This is a genomic window from Citrifermentans bremense R1 (genome assembly GCF_000426865.1).
Classification (GTDB): Bacteria; Desulfobacterota; Desulfuromonadia; order Geobacterales; family Geobacteraceae; genus Geomonas; species Geomonas bremensis.
Genome location: NZ_AUGE01000047.1, coordinates 1 through 16,133, shown reverse-complemented (window position 1 = coordinate 16,133; position 16,133 = coordinate 1). Strand labels below are relative to the sequence as shown.

Below are 16,133 nucleotides of genomic sequence, written 5' to 3'. Positions count from 1 at the left end.
GACAACGTCTCGGTGACCGTCAACCTGATCACCCCGATCGCCATGGACGAAGGCCTGCGCTTCGCAATCCGCGAAGGCGGCCGCACCGTCGGCGCCGGCGTCGTAGCCTCCATCATCGAGTAAGGTACATCGAGCGCGCGTTTCGCTGCCGGCTTCCCCCGGTGCGAAACGCGATGCTCTTTTTAAATTAGTTTGAAAAGGACACAAAGACATGCCTAGAGACATCATCACCCTTGGTTGCACCGAGTGCAAACAGCGTAACTATACGACCACTAAGAACAAGAAAAATACGCCGCAGAAGCTGGAGTTCAACAAGTACTGCCGTTTCTGCCAGAAGCACACTCTGCACAAGGAAACTAAATAGTTCAGTTTGGGATCCCGGCTCTTTGGGATCCCCGCCGCAGGCCAGTAGCTCTAACGGCTAGAGCACCGGTCTCCAAAACCGGGTGTTGGGGGTTCGAATCCCTCCTGGCCTGCCATTTTTTTGATTTCACCAAGTGGGGAGTGACAAGTGCTCGCTAAAGCCAAGACTTTTTTTGAGGATGTACAGGCGGAGCTTGCCAAGGTGACTTGGCCGACCCGCAAGGAGACCATCTCTACAGCTCAGGTAGTTGTCGTCATCATCGTGATCATCTCTTTATATCTTGGCGCCTGCGACGTGGTCCTTACAAAGCTCATCAGGTCGATACTCCGCTAGAGGACTGACAAATGGCACATAAATGGTACGGCGTACACACCTACTCCGGATTCGAGAACAAGGTGCGGCTCTCGCTTGCTGAGCGCATCAAGAACCTCGAGATGGAGGAGTTCTTCGGCGAGATCCTGATCCCGTGCGAAACCGTCGTCGAACTGAAAAAAGGGGAGAAGAAGACTTCGTCTAGGAAGTTCTTCCCCGGCTACATCCTGGTCAACATGGAATTGAACGACGACACCTGGCACGTGGTCAAAGAGACCGCGAAAGTGACCGGGTTCGTCGGAGGCAACAACCCCTTCCCGATCCCGGACGACGAAGTCTCCAAGATCACCAGGAGGATGGAAGAGGGCGCCGAGAAGCCCCGCCCGAAGGTTCTCTTCGAGGTAGGCGAGACGGTGCGGGTCATCGACGGTCCTTTCCTCAACTTCTCCGGCGTGGTCGAGGACGTGAAGCCCGACAAGGGGAAACTCAAGGTCATGGTCAGCATCTTCGGGCGCGCCACCCCGGTCGAGCTCGAGTTCATGCAGGTAGAAAAGCAGTAGGGGGATCCCTCTGTTACCTATAAGACGCTTCAGGCAGTTCGAAGGAATGATAAAGGAGTAGGAAAATGGCGAAAAAAATCACCGGTTATATAAAGCTGCAGGTACCCGCAGGAAAGGCTAACCCCTCTCCCCCGATCGGTCCCGCACTCGGTCAGCACGGCGTCAACATCATGGAGTTCTGCAAGGCATTCAACGCGAAGACCCAGGCCGACGAGGGTACCATCACCCCGGTCGTCATCACCGTCTACGCTGACAGGTCCTTCACCTTCATCACCAAGACCCCGCCGGCTCCGGTTCTCATCAAGAAGGCTCTCGGCCTCCAGAGCGGCTCCGCGGTCCCCAACAAGACCAAGGTCGGCAAGCTCACCAAGGACCAGGTCCGCGAGATCGCTACCAAGAAGATGCCCGACCTCAACGCAGCCAGCCTTGAGGCTGCCATGAAGACCATCGAAGGCACCGCGCGCAGCATGGGCGTTGAAATAGTTTAAGTAAAGAGAGGGTAACTAGAAATGTCTATGTCAAAGAAGCTTAAAGAGGCTCGCGCCAAGGTCGACAGGACCAAAACCTATCCCCTCGCGGACGGCCTTGAGCTGGTTAAAGGCGCGGCATTCGCCAAGTTCGACGAGACCGTCGACCTCGTAGTGAAGCTGGGCGTCGATCCCCGTCACGCCGACCAGATGGTCCGCGGCGCAGTGGTGCTCCCGAACGGCCTGGGCAAGGACGTCCGCGTCTTGGTCTTCGCCAAGGGCGAGAAGGAGAAGGAGGCCCGCGAGGCCGGCGCCGATTACGTGGGTGCCGACGACCTGGTCGCCAAGATCCAGGGCGGGTGGTTCGAGTTCGACACCGCCATCGCCACCCCGGACATGATGGGTGTGGTCGGCAAGATCGGTAAGCTCCTCGGTCCCCGCGGCCTGATGCCGAACCCGAAGGTCGGCACCGTGACCTTCGATCTCGCCCGCGCCATCAAGGAGTCCAAGTCCGGTAAGGTCGAGTTCCGCGTCGAGAAGGCCGGTATCGTTCACGCCCCGGTAGGGAAGGTCTCCTTCGCCGCCGACGTGCTGAAGCAGAACGTGGTCGCACTGGTGGAAGCCCTCCAGAAGGCGAAGCCGGCTGCTGCCAAGGGTACCTACATGAAGAAGGTCTCCGTATCTTCCACCATGGGCCCGGGCGTCAACATCGATCTCGCTGACATCAGCGCGATCTTGAAATAAATAGCAGCAAAGCAGTAAAGCCAAAGTCAAAGACAGTAGGTGCCTGAAAGACAGATTGAGAGAGAAACAGATTGAGATTGAGAAAAGCTTGAGCTTCTCCTTAATCTCAATCTTTATCTTAATCTGCCTTTGGGGTTAAACGCTTCACGGCGGCCAACCGAGACTTGCAAGACGTTGCGCGACAATGCATGTTCCCGCAACTTCCTGACTTTGGCGGGGTTCCGTACCCGTATACCAAAAGAAAGGAGGAAGGCGCTTGAATAAGGAAAACAAACAAGAACTTGTTGCCGAGATGCACGACAAGCTCCAGAGGGCCCAGGCGGTCTTTCTCGCGGATTTCCGCGGGATGAACGTCGGCCAGGCCACTGAGCTCAGAAACGAGCTCAGGAAAGCGAACGCCGAGTACAAGGTCGTCAAGAACACCCTGCTCGAGATCGCTTCCAAAGGGACCGACAAGGAAGGGCTCAACCCCTACTACGCCGGCCCTACGGCTATCGCTCTTTGCTACGACGATCCCGTCGCAGCGGCCAAGGTGCTGTCCCGCTTCAACAAGGAAAACACCAACCCGTTTACCTTGAAAGCCGGCGTGCTCACCGGCAAGACCATCAACGTGGCTGACATTCAGGCTCTGGCAGACCTGCCGAGCCGCGAAGTGCTTATCGCCAAGATGCTGGGCAGCATGCAGGCCCCGGCAAGCAACTTCGTACGCGTTCTGGCAGCAGTCCCGGGCGGCTTTGTACGCGCGCTGGACGCGATCCGCGCGCAGAAAGAAGCCTAGTCGCAGTTCACACACACTTTCGCTCAACCATCTAAAATATTCTGTGGAGGAATAAAGAAATGGCTATCACCAAAGAAGAAGTAATCAGCTTCATCGAAAACATGTCCGTCCTCGAACTTGCTAACCTCGTGAAAGAGCTCGAGGAGAAGTTCGGCGTTTCCGCAGCAGCTCCGGTTGCTGTCGCTGCTGCAGGCCCGGCTGCCGGCCCGGCTGAGTCCGCTGAAGAGAAGACCGAGTTCGACGTCATCCTGAAGGCCGCTGGCGCCAACAAGATCGCAGTCATCAAGGTCGTCCGCGGCCTCACCTCCCTGGGCCTCAAAGAAGCCAAGGACCTGGTCGACGGCGCACCGCAGCCGGTCAAGACTGGCATCTCCAAAGAAGAAGCTGCCGACGCACAGAAGCAGCTGGTCGAGGCAGGCGCAGAAGTGGAAGTGAAATAAGTAGTCCTGCACCGATCTTTACCAAAGCCAAGGTCGCTTCATGCGGCCTTGGCTGTTCTATTTTAGTTTGAGGCCGCTTCACCCCGCTGTACCCGCCACAACTACCACAGCAGGAAATTCAAGGGGGTGGAGGTCTTCCAAGGCGTTCACCACAAGGAGAAGATATGGCTTATTCAATCGCGAATAACCCCCTGTTGCGCAAGAACTTCGCCAAGATCCACAAGATCATCGACATACCGAACCTCATCGACATCCAGAAAAATTCCTATAAGAGATTCCTCCAACTAGACACCCCAGTAGACGCACGCAAAAACTCCGGCCTCGAGGCCGTTTTCCGCAGCGTCTTCCCGATCAGGGACTTCAGCGACACCGCCTCGCTTGAGTACGTATCGTATTCGCTCGGCGCGCCCAAGTACGACGTGGAGGAGTGCCACCAGCGCGGGATGACCTTCGCGGCCCCGATGAAGGTGAAGGTGAGGCTGGTGGTGTGGGATGTGGCGAAGGACCCCGGTACCAGATCGATCCGCGACATCAAGGAGCAGGAGGTTTATTTCGGCGAAATCCCGCTGATGACCGACAACGGGACCTTTATCATAAACGGCACCGAGCGCGTCATCGTGAGCCAGCTGCACCGCTCTCCGGGCGTTTTCTACGACCACGACAAAGGGAAGACCCACTCCAGCGGCAAGGTGCTCTACTCCGCTCGCGTGATTCCGTACCGCGGCTCGTGGCTTGACTTTGAATTTGACCATAAAGACATCCTTTATGTTCGCATAGACAGACGGCGCAAGATGCCGGCCACCGTGCTCCTCAAGGCGCTCGGCTACTCCAATGACGCGCTGATCAACTACTTCTACAAGTCCGAAGAGGTAAAGGTCGGCGACAACGGCGCCATGACCAAGCTCGCTGACGCCGAGCTTCTCTCGAACCAGAAGGCTACCGCTGACATCGTCGACCCGGCTACCGGCGAGGTGATCCTCAAGGCGAACCGCAAGTTCACCAAGGCGGCGCTCAGGAAGATGGCCGAGCACGGGATCAAGGAGATCCCCATCTCCGAGGAGGAGGTGGTAGCAAAGGTCGCTTCGCACGACATCTACGACCCGGCTACCGGCGAGATCATCGTGGAGTGCAACGAGGAACTCACCCCGGCCAAACTCGAGGAGATCACCCAGAAGGGGATCACCACCTTCCAGGTGCTCTTCATCGACAACCTGCACGTCACCTCCAGCTTCCGCGACACCATCCTGATCGACAAGATCGGCTCCACCGACGAGGCGCTGATCGAGATCTACCGCCGTCTGCGTCCGGGCGACCCGCCGACGCTTAAGAGCGCGCTGGTTCTCTTCGAGAACCTGTTCTTCAACGCGGAGCGCTACGACCTCTCCGCCGTCGGCCGCCTGAAGCTCAACTACAAGCTGGGCGTGGACGTGCCGCTTGACTGCATGACGCTCACCCGCGAGGACATCCTCGAGGTGGTGCGCTACCTGATCGAGCTGAAAAACGGCAAGGGGAACATCGACGACATCGACCACCTGGGCAACCGTCGCGTCCGCGCCGTGGGCGAGCTTTTGGAAAACCAGTACCGCATCGGCCTGGTCAGGATGGAGCGCGCCATCAAGGAGCGCATGAGCCTGCAGGAAGTCGAGAACCTGATGCCGCACGACCTGATCAACTCCAAGCCGGTCTCCGCGGTAGTGAAGGAGTTCTTCGGCTCCTCGCAGCTCTCCCAGTTCATGGACCAGACCAACCCGCTCTCCGAGGTCACGCACAAGCGCCGTCTCTCGGCTCTGGGACCGGGGGGCCTTACCCGCGAGCGCGCGGGCTTCGAAGTCCGCGACGTACACCCGACCCACTACGGCCGCGTCTGCCCGATCGAGACCCCTGAGGGTCCGAACATCGGTCTCATCGCCTCGCTCTCCACCTATGCCCGCATCAACGAGCACGGCTTCGTCGAGACGCCGTACCGCGTGGTCAGTGAAGGGAAGGTGACCGACGAGGTCCGCTTCTTCTCGGCTCTCGAGGAGGAAGGGCACGCCATCGCCCAGGCCAACGCCGAGATCGATAAAGACGGGCGCTTCGCAGCCGACTACATCTCGGCCAGGAAATCCGGCGAGTTCGTCCTCGTGGGACGCGACGAGCTGGAGCTTATGGACGTGGCCCCGATGCAGCTGGTTTCCGTCGCGGCATCGCTGATCCCGTTCCTCGAGAACGACGACGCGAACCGCGCGCTGATGGGTTCCAACATGCAGCGCCAGGCCGTGCCGCTTTTGCGCGCCGACTCACCGCTGGTCGGTACCGGGATGGAGCGCGTCGTCGCACGCGACTCCGGTGTTTCCTCGGTTGCCCGCCATAACGGGGTAGTCGAGAGCGTCGATGCCTCCCGCATCGTCGTGAAAATCGACGAGGACCAGTACGACGCGACCGGCACCGGCGTCGACATCTACAACCTGATCAAGTTCGCACGCTCCAACCAGAACACCTGCATCAATCAGAGGCCGGTGGTGAAGGTAGGCGACCACGTGAAGGCCGGCGACATCATCGCCGACGGCCCCTCCACCGACATGGGCGAGCTGGCTTTGGGGCAGAACGTGCTGATCGCGTTCATGCCGTGGGGCGGCTACAACTACGAGGACTCCATCCTCATCTCGGAGCGCCTGGTAAAAGACGACCGCTACACCTCGATCCACATCGAGGAGTTCGAGGCCGTGGCCCGCGACACCAAGCTCGGCAAGGAGGAGATCACCTCCGACATCCCGAACCTGGGCGAAGAGACCCTGAAGGACCTGGACGAGTCGGGCATCATCAGGATCGGCGCTGAAGTCCGTCCGGGCGACATCCTGGTCGGCAAGATCACTCCCAAGGGCGAGACCCAGCTCTCCCCGGAAGAGAAACTCCTGCGCGCCATCTTCGGCGAGAAGGCGGGCGACGTGCGCGACACCTCGCTCAGAGTACCGCCGGGGGTGGAAGGTACCGTCATCGGCGCCAAGATCTTCTCCCGTAAGGGTGCCGACAAGGACGCCCGTACCGAGATCATCGAGAAGGCCGAGGAGATGCGGCTTCGGAAAGACGAGCAGGACGAGATCCGGATCATCCGCGATTCGGCTATCGGGAAGCTGAAGAAACTGCTGGTGGGCAAGACCGCCGCAGTGAAGATAGAAGGGACCGACGGCAAGGTGCTGATCCCGAAAGGGGCGGCCATCACCGAGGAGATGCTGAAATCGTTCTCCATGGACCGCTGGGACGAGATCTCCATCGCCGACGACGACACCATCGACGAGAAAGTGGCCCAGACGCTCTCCACGCTGAACCAGCAGATCGACATCATCAAGTACGTCTTCGACGACAAGGTGCAGAAGCTGCGCCGCGGCGACGATCTGCCGCCGGGCGTCATCAAGATGGTCAAGGTCTACATAGCCATCAAGCGTAAGCTCCAGGTGGGCGACAAGATGGCGGGCCGCCACGGTAACAAGGGCGTCGTTTCCAGGATCCTTCCGGAAGAGGACATGCCGTACATGGAAGACGGCCGTCCGGTAGAGATCGTGCTGAACCCGCTGGGCGTACCTTCCCGTATGAACGTGGGGCAGATCCTCGAGATGCACCTCGGCTGGGGCGCCAAGGGGCTCGGCTGGAAGATCGAGGAGTTCCTCGAGAAGAACGCCCCGCACGATGAGATCAAGAGGTTCCTGAAAGGGGCGTACGACAACCCGGAAATGGACCGCTTCCTCGATACTCTGGAGGGTGAGGAGCTCCTCAACCTGGCAAGACGCCTCAAGCGCGGCATCCCCATGTCGTCGCCGGTCTTCGAGGGTGCGAGCGAAGAGTCGATACAGTCGATGCTGACCCATGCAGGCTTCAGCACCACCGGTCAGGTCACCCTCTACGACGGCAAGAGCGGCGACAAGTTCATGCACCAGGTCACCGTCGGGATCATGTACTTCCTGAAGCTGCACCACCTGGTCGACGACAAGATCCACGCGAGGAGCATCGGGCCCTACTCCCTGGTCACCCAGCAGCCGCTGGGGGGCAAGGCGCAGTTCGGCGGTCAGAGGCTCGGGGAGATGGAGGTCTGGGCGATGGAGGCCTACGGCGCCGCATATGCGCTGCAGGAATTCCTCACCGTCAAGTCCGACGACGTGGCCGGCCGCACCAGGATGTACGAGGCCATCGTCAAAGGGAAGCACACCCTTGAGCCGGGCCTGCCCGAGTCGTTCAACGTCCTCATCAAGGAACTTCAGTCCCTTGGCCTCGACGTGGAACTCCTGGAAGGCGACGAGGACTAAAAACTGTTCTACGTTCAACGTTCGGCGTTTAAACCCACTGCCGGTTTTTCGCCGAACGTTGAACGCGGAACGTTGAACGGCCTCTTAATCTGATTACGTAACTCCTACTACTAAGGAGGAATATATTTTGGAAGACATCTTTAACTTTTTCGATAAGCCGAAGGACCCGCTCCACTTCTCTTCCATCAAGATCTCGATCTCCTCGCCGGACAAGATCCGCGAGCGTTCCTTCGGGGAAGTTAAGAAGCCGGAAACCATCAACTACCGTACCTTCAAGCCGGAGCGCGACGGCCTCTTCTGCGCCAAGATCTTCGGACCGACCAAGGACTACGAGTGCAACTGCGGCAAGTACAAGCGCATGAAGCACCGCGGCATCGTCTGCGAGAAGTGCGGCGTCGAGGTCATCCCCTCCAAGGTGCGCCGCGAGCGCCTGGGGCACATCGACCTGGCCACCCCTGTGGCACACATCTGGTTCCTGAAGTCGCTCCCGTCCAGGATCGGCAACCTGATGGACATCACGCTCAAGGACCTCGAGAAGGTGCTCTACTTCGAGGCCTACGTGGTGACCGACCCGAAGGACACCGGCCTTGCCTTCGGTACCGTCTTCTCCGAGGACCAGTACCAGAAGGCGCTGGAGGAATACAGCTACGGCTTCGAGGCCGGCATGGGCGCCGCTGCGATCCGCACCTGCCTCACCTCCATGGACCTGGACCAGCTCTCCGAGCAGCTCCGCATCGAGATGCAGGAGGCTACAAGCGAGGCCAAGCGCAAGAAGACCGCCAAGCGCCTGAAGGTCATCGAGGCCTTCAAAAACTCCGGCAACAAGCCCGAGTGGATGATCCTCGAGTGCATCCCGGTCCTGCCGCCTGAGCTCCGTCCGCTGGTCCCCCTCGACGGCGGCCGCTTCGCCACGAGCGACCTGAACGACCTGTACCGCCGCGTCATCAACCGCAACAACCGCTTGAAGCGCCTGATGGAACTGCAGGCCCCCGAGGTCATCATCAGGAACGAGAAGCGCATGCTGCAGGAGGCTGTCGACGCGCTGTTCGACAACGGCCGCCGCGGCCGCGCCATCGCAGGCCCCAACAAGCGTCCGCTCAAGTCCCTCTCCGACATGCTCAAAGGGAAATCCGGCCGCTTCCGCCAAAACCTCCTCGGTAAGCGTGTCGACTACTCCGGCCGTTCCGTTATCGTCGTCGGTCCGGAGCTTCGCCTGCACCAGTGCGGTCTGCCGAAGAAGATGGCCCTCGAGCTCTTCAAGCCGTTCATCTACAACAAGCTCGAGGAGCGCGGTTTCGTCACCACCATCAAGAGCGCCAAGAAGATGGTGGAGAAGGAGAAACCGGAAGTCTGGGACGTGCTCGAGGAGGTCATCAAGGAGCACCCGGTTCTGCTGAACCGCGCCCCGACCCTGCACCGCTTGGGCATCCAGGCTTTCGAGCCGGTGCTCATCGAAGGGAAGGCGATCCAGCTCCACCCGCTGGTCTGCACCGCCTTCAACGCAGACTTCGACGGCGACCAGATGGCCGTCCACCTCCCCCTCTCGGTTGAGAGCCAGGTGGAGGCGCGCGTCCTCATGATGTCGACCAACAACATCCTGTCGCCGGCGCACGGCAAGCCGATCATCGTGCCGTCGCAGGACATGGTTCTCGGGATCTACTACATGACCCGCGAGAAGCACTTCGCGCTCGGGGAAGGGAAGATCTTCGCCTCCCCGGACGAGGTCAACATCGCCTGGGACGCGGGTGAGATCCACCTGCAGGCGCGTATCAAGGTCAGGATGAAGAACCTCGTCTCGGACGAGAAGCCGACCCTGATCGAGACCACCACCGGCCGCGTGCTTTTGCGCGACATCCTGCCGGATGCCGTGCCGTATGCGACCATCAACAAGGTCATGACCAAGAAGGAACTCTCCAACCTGGTGGACGTCTGCTACCGTCTGGCCGGGAACAAGGAGACGGTCATCCTCGCCGACAAGCTGAAGGCGATCGGTTTCCGTTATGCGGCCAAAGCCGGCATCTCCATCTCGATCAACGACATGGTCATCCCGGAAGGAAAGCCCGCCATCATCAACCGCGCCACCGAAGAGGTGCAGGAGATCCAGAACCAGTACACCGAGGGTCTCATCACCGACGGCGAGCGCTACAACAAGGTCATCGACATCTGGGCGAAATCCACCGAGGACATCGCCAAGGAGATGCTGGACAACCTCTCCCGCGACACCATCCTCGATCCGGAAGGCAAAGAAGTGAAGGTCCCCTCCTTCAACGCGATCCACATGATGGCCGACTCGGGCGCAAGGGGTAGCGCACAGCAGATCCGCCAGCTGGCAGGTATGAGGGGACTCATGGCCAAGCCTTCCGGCGAGATCATCGAGACCCCGATCACGGCGAACTTCCGCGAAGGCCTCACCGTGCTCCAGTACTTCATCTCCACCCACGGCGCGCGCAAGGGTCTGGCCGATACCGCGCTCAAGACGGCGAACTCCGGTTACCTCACCCGCCGTCTGGTCGACGTCGCGCAGGACGCCATCATCACCGAGGCTGACTGCGGCACCATCGACGGGCTCACCGTCTCCTCCCTCACCGAGGGTGGCGAGGTGATCGAGCACATCGGCGACCGTATCCTCGGGCGCGTGGCTCTTGACGACATCCTCGACCCGGTCACCGGCGACGTGCTGGTCCCGGCCAACGAGGAGATCGACGAGACGCTGGTGGCGAAGATCGAAGCCGCCGGCCTCGAGAAGGTGAAGATCCGCTCGGTGCTCACCTGCGAGAGCCGCCGCGGCATCTGCGCCAAGTGCTACGGCCGCGACCTGGCACGCGGCCACCTGGTGAACCGCGGCGAGGCGGTCGGCGTCATCGCCGCCCAGTCCATCGGGGAGCCGGGAACCCAGCTCACCATGCGTACCTTCCACATCGGTGGTACGGCTTCGAGGCGCGCCGAGCAGACCGCGTTGGAGGCGAGAAACGAGGGTTTCGCCAAGTTCATCAACATCAACTACGTCACCAACTCGGAAGGGCACCACATCGTCATGAACCGCAACGGCGAGCTCGCCATCGTGGACGAGACCGGGCGCGAGCGCGAGAAGTATGGCGTCGTTTACGGTGCGAAGATCAAGGTGAGCCCGCAAGAGAAGGTGACCCAGGGGCAGTCGGTCGCCGAGTGGGACCCGTACACCATGCCGATCCTCACCGAGATCGCCGGCCGGGTCAAGTTCGGGGACGTCATCGAGGGGGTCACCATGGAGGAGCAGGTCGACGAAGTCACCGGCCTCTCCAGGAAGGTCATCATCGAGACCCGCGACGCCGACAAGCGCCCGCGCATCACCATCAAGGACGAGAGCGGCAAGACCGCGAAGATCGGCGAGAACCTTCTGGCCCGCTACTACCTCCCGGTCGGCTCCAACATCAACGTGCTGGAAGACATCGAGGTGAACGCAGGCGACGTGATCGCCAAGATCCCGCGCGAAACCACCAAGACCAAGGACATCACCGGCGGTCTGCCGCGCGTCGCCGAGCTCTTCGAGGCGAGAAAGCCCAAGGACTTCGCGGTCATCACCGAGATCGACGGCGTGGTCGCCTTCGGCAAGGATGCCAAAGGCAAGCGCAAGGTACTGGTCACCCCGGAGCTCGGCGAGCCGAAGGAGTACCTGATCCCCAAAGGGAAGCACATCAGCGTCCATGAGGGGGACCATGTCCGCGCCGGTGAGGCGCTCATGGACGGCTCCTCGAACCCGCACGACATCCTGCGCGTCCTCGGCCAGAAAGAACTGGCCAAGTACCTGGTCGACGAGGTTCAGGAGGTGTATCGACTCCAGGGCGTCAAGATCAACGACAAGCACATCGAGACCATCGTACGTCAGATGCTGCGCCGCGTCAGGGTCAAGGACGTGGGCGACACCAATCTGCTCATCGACGATCAGATCGAGCGCTGGGTCTTTGAGGAAGAAAACGAAAAAGCGATGGAGAAAGGCGGGCGTCCTGCGACCGCTGAGTCATTGCTCCTTGGCATAACGAAAGCTTCCCTCTCCACTGAGTCATTTATTTCTGCTGCCTCCTTCCAGGAGACAACAAAAGTATTGACACAGGCTTCGATTGAAGGTAAGGTCGATAGTCTTCGCGGTCTCAAAGAGAACGTGATTATGGGCCGCTTGATCCCGGCGGGAACGGGATTGGCTCTTTACCGCAACCTGCGCATGGTTGCTGAGGAGCCAGTAATCATTCCGGAGCCAGTAGAACCGGAAGATGAAGAAATCTACGAAGAAGAAGCCTAGCCTGAATGCTCGGTCGGAGGAAGAGGGGCTCCCCTGAATCCCCCGACCGATTTCTCACTTTTTTCAAAATAAAACTTGACAAGCGCCGTATGCGCTGTTATTTTCGTCACTTCCGCCGGGAGACCAGCTCCTTTGCGGGAAGAATTGCGTGAGAGGAATGTATGCCAACTATTAATCAGCTTATTCGTCATGGTCGGGAGTCAAAGGGTGATAAATCCACTGCTCCGGCACTCAGGAGCTGCCCGCAGAAGAGGGGCGTTTGCACCAGGGTTTACACCACAACCCCGAAGAAACCGAACTCCGCACTCCGCAAGGTGGCGAGGGTAAGGCTTACCAACGGCGTTGAGGTGACCTCCTACATTCCCGGTGTCGGTCACAACCTCCAGGAGCACTCCGTCGTCCTGATCAGGGGCGGCAGGGTCAAGGACCTTCCGGGTGTTCGTTACCACATCGTCCGCGGCACGCTCGACTCCGTCGGCGTCAAGGGTCGGATGAAGAGTCGTTCGAAGTACGGGGCCAAAAGACCCAAGTAACCGATTAAAGTGAGAGGTTTGACTTGCCAAGAAGAAGAGAAGTAGCCAAGCGGGTAATTCTTCCGGATCCTAAGTATGCGGATAGGGTAGTTGCCAAGCTCATCAATATAATCATGCTGGACGGCAAGAAGTCGACCGCAGAGAAGGCCCTGTACGGAGCGATGGAAATCGCGGCCGGCAAGGCGGGCGAAGAGCCGGTCAAGGTGCTTAAGAAGTGCCTGGACAACATCAAGCCGATGCTTGAAGTCAAGTCCCGCAGGGTCGGCGGTTCGACCTACCAGGTTCCCGTCGAAGTGCGCCCCGAGCGCCGCGTCTCCCTGGCAATGCGCTGGCTGGTGAAGTATTCCAACGCCAGGAGCGAGAAGACCGTCACCGACAAGCTGGCCGGCGAGATCCTCGACGCGTACAACAACCGCGGTTCCGCGGTGAAGAAGCGCGAGGATACCCACAAGATGGCAGAGGCCAACCGCGCCTTCGCCCACTACCGCTGGTAGTTTCCGGCGGCACACATTAAGGGTTAGAGAGCAACTCGAAGGAGATTGTAAGTGGCACGTCAGGTTTCGTTGGAAATGACCCGTAATATCGGGATTATGGCTCACATAGATGCAGGGAAGACCACCACCACGGAGCGTATCCTCTACTACACCGGTGTTTCCCACAAGATCGGCGAAGTCCACGATGGCGCCGCTACCATGGACTGGATGGAGCAGGAGCAGGAGCGTGGCATCACCATCACCTCCGCTGCTACCACCTGCAACTGGAAGGATCATCGCATCAACATCATCGACACCCCGGGTCACGTCGACTTCACCATCGAGGTCGAGCGCTCCCTGCGTGTTCTGGACGGCGCTGTCGCCGTCTTCTGCTCGGTCGGTGGCGTCGAGCCCCAGTCCGAGACCGTCTGGCGTCAGGCTGACAAGTACCACGTCCCCCGCATCGCGTTCATCAACAAGATGGACCGTATCGGTGCCGACTTCTTCCGTGGCGTCGCCATGATCAAAGACCGCCTCAAGGCGAACCCGGTGCCGCTGCAGATACCGATCGGCTCTGAGGAGAACTACAAGGGCGTGGTCGACCTTGTCCTGATGAAGGGCATCGTCTGGAACGACGAGTCCATGGGCGCAACCTACGACGTCATCGACATCCCGGCGGACCTGGTCGAGCAGGCTCAGGAATACCGCGACGCGCTGATCGAGGAAGTCTCTAGCCACGACGACGTTTTGATGGAGAAATACCTGGGCGGCGAGGAGATCAGCAACGAGGAGCTTAAAGCGGCGATCCGCCAGTGCACCCTCGATATCAAGATCTGCCCCGTGATTTGCGGTTCCTCCTTCAAGAACAAGGGCGTTCAGAACCTGCTTGACGCCGTCCTCGACTACATGCCGGCTCCGACCGACATCCCCGCCATCCAGGGTGTCGACGCCAACACCGACGCGCCGATCGAGCGCCATGCTTCCGACTCCGAGCCGTTCGCGGCTCTGGGCTTCAAGATCATGACCGACCCGTTCGTGGGTCAGCTCTGCTTCTTCCGCGTCTACTCCGGCGTGATCCAGTCCGGCTCCTACGTGTACAACGCCACCAAGGGGAAGCGCGAGAGGATCGGCCGCATCCTGAAGATGCACGCCAACAAGCGTGAAGAGATCAAGGAAGTCTACGCCGGCGACATCGCCGCCGCGGTAGGCCTGAAATACACCACCACGGGCGACACGCTCTGCGCCGAGGACCATGCGGTTATCCTCGAGTCCATCGAGTTCCCCGAGCCGGTCATCTCCATCGCCATCGAGCCGAAGACCAAGGCGGACCAGGAAAAGCTGGGCCTCTCGCTCGGCAAGCTCGCTTCCGAGGACCCCTCCTTCCGCGTCAAGACGGACGAGGAGACCGGCCAGACCATCATCTCCGGCATGGGCGAGCTGCACCTGGAGATCATCGTCGACCGTCTGTTCCGTGAGTTCAAGGTAGAGGCGAACGTCGGCAAGCCGCAGGTCGCCTACCGTGAGACCATCACCAAGAAGGTCAAGGCGGAAGGGAAGTTCGTGCGCCAGTCCGGCGGTCGCGGTCAGTTTGGCCACGTCTGGCTCGAGGTCGAGCCGCAGGAAGCAGGGAAGGGGTACGAGTTCGTCGACGCCATCAAGGGCGGCGTCGTTCCCCGCGAGTACATCCCGGCTGTCGACAAGGGCATCAAGGAAGCGCTGGACAACGGCGTCATGGCTGGCTTCCCGGTCGTCGACATCAAGGTCACCCTGGTCGACGGTTCCTATCACGAGGTCGACTCCTCCGAGATGGCGTTCAAGATCGCAGGTTCCATGGGCTTCAAGGAAGGCTGCCAGAAGGCCTCCCCGATCATCCTGGAACCGATCATGTCGGTGGAAGTCGTGGTTCCGGAGGAGTACATGGGCGACGTCATCGGCGACCTGAACTCCCGCCGCGGCCGCATCATGGGCATGGAAGGGCGCGCAGGCGCACAGGTGGTCGCATCGATGGTGCCGCTGGCACAGATGTTCGGCTACTCCACCGACCTGCGTTCCGCAACCCAGGGTCGTGCAACGTACTCCATGACCTTCGATCATTACGAGCCGGTGCCGAAGTCGGTCGCCGAGGAAATAGTAGCGAAGGTCAAAGGCTAATTATTCAATTTCCCTATCGAGGAGGATTCCGAAATGGCAAAAGCTAAATTTGAAAGAACCAAGCCGCACGTTAACATCGGCACCATCGGCCACGTCGACCACGGCAAGACTACCCTGACCGCGGCGATCACCAAGGTACTCGCGGGCAAAGGCCAGGCCGAGTTCAAGGCGTTCGACCAGATCGACAACGCACCGGAAGAGCGCGAGCGCGGTATCACCATCGCGACCGCCCACGTCGAGTACGAGACCGACAAGCGTCACTACGCTCACGTTGACTGCCCGGGCCACGCCGACTACGTAAAGAACATGATCACCGGTGCGGCGCAGATGGACGGCGCCATCCTGGTTGTTTCCGCAGCTGACGGCCCGATGCCGCAGACCCGTGAGCACATCCTGCTCGCGCGTCAGGTCGGCGTCCCCTACATCGTCGTGTTCCTGAACAAGGCCGACATGGTGGACGACGAAGAGCTCCTCGAGCTGGTCGAGCTGGAAGTTCGCGAACTCCTCTCCTCCTACGACTTCCCGGGCGACGATATCCCCATCATCAAGGGTTCCGCTCTCAAAGGGCTCGAAGGCGACACCGGCGAGCTGGGCGAGCAGGCCATCATGAAGCTGATGGATGCTGTCGACACCTACATCCCGGAGCCGGTTCGCGCCATCGACAAGCCGTTCCTGATGCCGGTCGAGGACGTGTTCTCCATCTCCGGTCGCGGTACCGTCGCCACCGGCCGTGTCGAGCGCGGCATCGTGAAAGT

Annotated in this window: 14 protein-coding genes and 1 tRNA gene; all 15 read left to right on the top strand. The window is 60.1% G+C overall.

Annotated elements, in window-relative coordinates; all coding sequences use genetic code 11:
* Nucleotides 1-123: EF-Tu C-terminal domain-related protein (locus K419_RS23275; RefSeq protein WP_084154271.1), on the top strand; the 123-nt coding region annotated here is incomplete at its 5' end.
* An 88-nt stretch (nucleotides 124-211) separates the two neighbouring features.
* Nucleotides 212-364 (top strand): 50S ribosomal protein L33, encoded by a 153-nt coding sequence (gene rpmG / locus K419_RS0117910; RefSeq protein ID WP_012529352.1) that lies wholly within the window; start codon nucleotides 212-214, stop codon nucleotides 362-364.
* 38 nt (nucleotides 365-402) lie between these two features.
* A tRNA-Trp gene (locus K419_RS0117905) sits at nucleotides 403-479 on the top strand.
* Between the two features lie 32 nt (nucleotides 480-511).
* The gene (gene secE, locus K419_RS0117900; RefSeq protein ID WP_015838557.1) at nucleotides 512-697 is read left to right on the top strand and encodes a preprotein translocase subunit SecE; all 186 of its coding nucleotides are present in this window, start codon (nucleotides 512-514) and stop codon (nucleotides 695-697) included.
* Between the two features lie 11 nt (nucleotides 698-708).
* Complete coding sequence (gene nusG / locus K419_RS0117895) at nucleotides 709-1,236, top strand: transcription termination/antitermination protein NusG (protein ID WP_026842769.1); 528 nt, start codon at nucleotides 709-711, stop codon at nucleotides 1,234-1,236.
* A 65-nt stretch (nucleotides 1,237-1,301) separates the two neighbouring features.
* Entirely contained in the window at nucleotides 1,302-1,724 is a 423-nt protein-coding gene (rplK, locus tag K419_RS0117890) for a 50S ribosomal protein L11 (protein WP_012529355.1), read from the top strand.
* A 21-nt stretch (nucleotides 1,725-1,745) separates the two neighbouring features.
* Complete coding sequence (gene rplA / locus K419_RS0117885; RefSeq protein ID WP_026842768.1) at nucleotides 1,746-2,447, top strand: 50S ribosomal protein L1; 702 nt, start codon at nucleotides 1,746-1,748, stop codon at nucleotides 2,445-2,447.
* Between the two features lie 256 nt (nucleotides 2,448-2,703).
* Nucleotides 2,704-3,225, top strand: coding sequence for a 50S ribosomal protein L10 (rplJ, locus tag K419_RS0117880; protein ID WP_012529357.1), 522 nt, complete (start codon nucleotides 2,704-2,706; stop codon nucleotides 3,223-3,225).
* A gap of 59 nt (nucleotides 3,226-3,284) precedes the next feature.
* Nucleotides 3,285-3,665: a 50S ribosomal protein L7/L12 gene (rplL, locus tag K419_RS0117875; RefSeq protein WP_012529358.1), complete on the top strand. Its 381-nt coding sequence runs from the start codon at nucleotides 3,285-3,287 to the stop codon at nucleotides 3,663-3,665.
* Nucleotides 3,666-3,829: 164 nt separating this feature from the next.
* Nucleotides 3,830-7,945 (top strand): DNA-directed RNA polymerase subunit beta, encoded by a 4,116-nt coding sequence (rpoB, locus tag K419_RS0117870; protein ID WP_026842767.1) that lies wholly within the window; start codon nucleotides 3,830-3,832, stop codon nucleotides 7,943-7,945.
* A gap of 127 nt (nucleotides 7,946-8,072) precedes the next feature.
* Nucleotides 8,073-12,221 (top strand): DNA-directed RNA polymerase subunit beta', encoded by a 4,149-nt coding sequence (gene rpoC, locus K419_RS0117865; protein WP_026842766.1) that lies wholly within the window; start codon nucleotides 8,073-8,075, stop codon nucleotides 12,219-12,221.
* Nucleotides 12,222-12,382: 161 nt separating this feature from the next.
* Nucleotides 12,383-12,754, top strand: a complete 372-nt coding sequence (gene rpsL, locus K419_RS0117860) for a 30S ribosomal protein S12 (protein ID WP_012529361.1) — start codon at nucleotides 12,383-12,385, stop codon at nucleotides 12,752-12,754.
* 23 nt (nucleotides 12,755-12,777) lie between these two features.
* On the top strand, nucleotides 12,778-13,248 hold the full coding sequence (gene rpsG / locus K419_RS0117855) for a 30S ribosomal protein S7 (protein ID WP_015838552.1): 471 nt from the start codon (nucleotides 12,778-12,780) through the stop codon (nucleotides 13,246-13,248).
* Nucleotides 13,249-13,299: 51 nt separating this feature from the next.
* A complete protein-coding gene (gene fusA, locus K419_RS0117850; RefSeq protein WP_026842765.1) occupies nucleotides 13,300-15,378 on the top strand; it encodes an elongation factor G in 2,079 nt (692 codons plus the stop codon).
* A gap of 33 nt (nucleotides 15,379-15,411) precedes the next feature.
* Nucleotides 15,412-16,133, top strand: a 722-nt coding sequence (locus tag K419_RS0117845) for an elongation factor Tu (RefSeq protein WP_026842764.1), incomplete at its 3' end; no start/stop codon positions are given.